Genomic DNA, 3,571 nt, shown 5'->3' on the forward strand with positions numbered 1-3,571 from the left:
AGATGTGTATAAGAGACAGTCGTAAATGGTGCAGCCTTTATCAGACTGGGTACAGATATGCAAAATTTCAGAAGCCAAGCCATCAGATACATCAATCATCGACGTAGGTTTGATTTTCAGCTGGGCCAATAAATCAACCACATCCCGCCTGCCTTCTGGCTTCAATTGGCGTTCAATGATATAATCCTTGCCTTCCAAATCGGGCTGTATCTGCGGATTTTCCAAAAAGATAAGTTTTTCACGCTCCAAAATCTGCAAACCTACATAAGCACCACCCAAATCGCCCGATACACATAGCAAATCGCCTTCCTGCGCACCGTTTCTATAGCAGATATCTTCTTTTTTGGCATGTCCGATACTGGTAATGCTAATCACCAACCCTTGCTTGCTCGAAGAAGTATCGCCACCTATCAAATCGATGTTAAATTTATTGCAGGCCAGTTCAATGCCTTTGTAAATATCTTCAACCGCTTCTAAGGGAAATTTGCTCGAAATGCCGATAGAAACCGTAATCTGGGTAGCTACGCCGTTCATGGCATAAATATCGCTCAGGTTTACCTGTACGGCTTTGTAACCCAAATGGATCAGTGGCACATAGGCCAGGTCAAAGTGGATGCCTTCCAACAGCAGATCGGTAGAAACCAAGACCTGCTGATCGCTAAAATCGAGCACGGCGGCATCGTCGCCAACACCTTTAACGCTACTTTCGTGCTGTATTTTAAAGTTTTGGGTCAGGTGCTTGATCAATCCAAATTCACCCAGTTCGGCAATATCGGTACGCTCTTTATTTTCAAACATAATTTTTTCTTTCTTAACAATACGGTATTACAATCCCAGCTTGGCCGAAATTTCCAACATCCTTTCAATCGGTTTACGAGCCTCCACAATAATATTGGCCGGAACATTTACCTCTGGCAAGCCATTTTTAATACACAAATACAATTTTTCGAGTGTATTTCTTTTCATATACGCGCAATCGTTGCAGGCACAGGTATTGTTTGGCGGTGCCGGAATAAAGGTTTTATCCGGGCAGGCCTTTTCCATTTGGTGGATAATGCCACTCTCTGTAGCTACGATAAACTCTTTAGCATCGCTGTTAATGGCATATTTAAGCAATCCGGTAGTCGATCCGATATAATCGGCCATAGCCAAAACAGCCTCTTCACACTCCGGATGGGCAATAAACTGCGCATGAGGATGGCGCTCTTTCAGTTTGGTAATCTTTTCTCTCGAGAAAATTTCGTGCACCATACAGGCTCCGTTCCACAATACCAAATCGCGACCGGTTTTCTTTGCCACCCAGGCACCCAGGTTTTTATCCGGACCAAAAATAATCTGCTGGTCTTTAGGCAAGCTTTCTACAATCTGTATCGCATTGGTCGATGTACAAACGATATCGCTCAAGGCTTTGAGTTCTGCCGTACAGTTTACATAGGTAATGACGATATGATCGGGATATTTTTCCTTGAATTTTTTAAACAGGTGCGGCGGACAGCTGTCGGCCAAAGAACAACCTGCTTTTAAGTCGGGCAATAAAACCTTTTTGTTGGGCGATAGGATCTTGGCCGTTTCAGCCATAAAATGAACCCCCGCAAACACAATCACATCGGCTTCGGTTTTCGCTGCTTCCTGCGACAAGCCCAAACTATCGCCAATATAATCGGCAATATCCTGTATATCAGGTTCTTGGTAATAATGTGCCAATATAATGGCATTTTTTTCCTTTTTCAGTTTCTCAATCTCTTCAAAAAGATCAAGCGTTGGATCTATCTCTTCTTCTACAAAGCCCTTGATGCTCAGTTCTTCTATAATATCCATTGTTTTGTTTTTAATTGTTGAATGATTGAATTCCGAATGATTTTTATCCAAAATTTGTTTCATTCATTCATGCTGTCATTTACTCCTGCTGCCATTAATCGAACCCAAAGATACGCAGCTTTCAACGCATCAATAAATCATAATTACTTTTTATAAAAAGAATCTTGTTGTTTATTAGGATGTTGGTATTGTGAAGAAATTCTCCTAAAATCTTGTCGAAAATAACTTATCACATACTTACCAACATTTATCCTGCTTTTTTATTTTAATTAGGGCTTGATTTTCAGTGTGGTATTTTTAGACCTATAAATTTATCAATATTAAAATGTGTATTCTTAACGGGTGTGTAAAAAGTTAATAAACTATATAAAGCTGCTCAAAAATTATGCAAAAGATTGTGTCAAATTGCGATTTTGCCTTAGCTTTAAACATCCAAATAATTTTGTTGGTTTTATTTAGACAGGCTACCAACATTAATGTTGAAATTGTTAACAATTGCTTGAATAACGTTAATTTAATGAAGAAAGTAGATTTTTTGGTGATTGGATCGGGCATTGCCGGGTTGAGTTTCGCCTTAAAGGCAGCGCAGTATGGAAAGGTACTGATCGTAACCAAATCAAACGAAGACGAATCCAATACCAAGTATGCTCAAGGCGGTGTGGCAGTGGTAGTTGACGAGTCCGATTCGTTCGAAAAACATATAGAAGATACCCTGATTGCAGGCGATGGATTGTGCGATGAAAAGATTGTGGAAATCGTGGTGAAAGAAGGTCCGCAACGCATCCAAGAGATTATAGATTACGGGATTAACTTTGATAAAAATACTTCTGGCTTCTTCGATCTGGCTAAGGAAGGCGGACATTCCGAACATCGGGTTTTGCATTATAAAGATATTACCGGCTATGAAATTGAGAGTGTTTTATTGAAGCAAATACACGAGAATAAGAACATAGAGATATTAACACATTACTTCTGTTTGGAGCTGATTACCCAACATCATCTGGGTGTGCATGTGGATAAGAGCAGTGAAGATATTAACTGTTACGGTATATATGCCTTTAACACAGAGCTTAACGATGTGGAAAAGATATTGGCAAGTGTTACGGTAATGGCATCGGGTGGTGCCGGTCATGTATATTCGACTACCACCAATCCGGTTATAGCCACAGGCGATGGTATGGCGATGGTTTATCGGGCTAAAGGTAAGATCAGAAACATGGAATTTATACAGTTCCATCCCACCGCTTTGTATAATCCTGGCGAATATCCTTCCTTTCTGATTTCTGAGGCAGTTCGTGGCTTTGGTGGCGTATTGAGAAGAAGGAACGGCGAAGAATTTATGTATGAGTATGATAAACGGGGTTCATTGGCTCCACGCGATATTGTAGCTCGTGCCATAGATGCCGAAATGAAAAAATCGGGCGATGATTTTGTATATCTGGACATTACCATGAGGAAAAAGGAAGATATTCTGACCCATTTTCCTAACATCTATGCCAAATGCCTGTCGATTGGTATTGACATGACCAAAGATTTTATTCCGGTTACTCCTGCGGCTGTCTCTTATACACATCTGACGCTGCCGACGAACCACGACATGTGTAGTTGTCGGGGGTGGGCGGGTGATTGAAAAAGGGGGGGGGGGGGGGGGGGGGGGGGGGGGGGGGGGGGGGGGGGGGGGGGGGGGGGGGGGGGGGGGGGGGGGGGGGGGGGGGGGGGGGGGGGGGGGGGGGGGGGGGGGGGGGGGGGGGGG

3 protein-coding genes are annotated in these 3,571 nt (G+C 42.8%); 1 reads left to right on the forward strand and 2 read right to left on the reverse strand.

Translation table 11 applies throughout. The features are described from left to right. Together thiL and nadA are read right to left on the reverse strand one after the other, a co-directional pair. The coding region (gene thiL, locus JHD69_RS19235) for a thiamine-phosphate kinase (RefSeq protein WP_199141963.1) at positions 1 to 798 on the reverse strand (798 nt) is incomplete at its 3' end. Between the two features lie 27 nt (positions 799 to 825). Further along, entirely contained in the window at positions 826 to 1,818 is a 993-nt protein-coding gene (gene nadA, locus JHD69_RS19240) for a quinolinate synthase NadA (protein ID WP_199141964.1), read from the reverse strand. Positions 1,819 to 2,335: 517 nt separating this feature from the next. Between nadA and JHD69_RS19245 the strand changes: the two genes are divergently transcribed. Next, positions 2,336 to 3,448, forward strand: coding sequence for an L-aspartate oxidase (locus tag JHD69_RS19245; protein ID WP_370583524.1), 1,113 nt, complete (start codon positions 2,336 to 2,338; stop codon positions 3,446 to 3,448). The last annotated feature ends 123 nt before the right edge of the window (positions 3,449 to 3,571 follow it).

Origin of the sequence: Pedobacter sp. ASV12 (genome assembly GCF_016429155.1) — a bacterium.
Lineage (GTDB): Bacteria > Bacteroidota > Bacteroidia > Sphingobacteriales > Sphingobacteriaceae > Pedobacter.

What these genes read in the sequence shown, in the direction of transcription:
- nadA (WP_199141964.1), bottom strand. Translation starts at nt 1,818, where the DNA reads ATGGATATTATAGAAGAACTGAGCATCAAGGGCTTTGTAGAAGAAGAG.
- JHD69_RS19245 (WP_370583524.1), top strand. Translation starts at nt 2,336, where the DNA reads ATGAAGAAAGTAGATTTTTTGGTGATTGGATCGGGCATTGCCGGGTTG.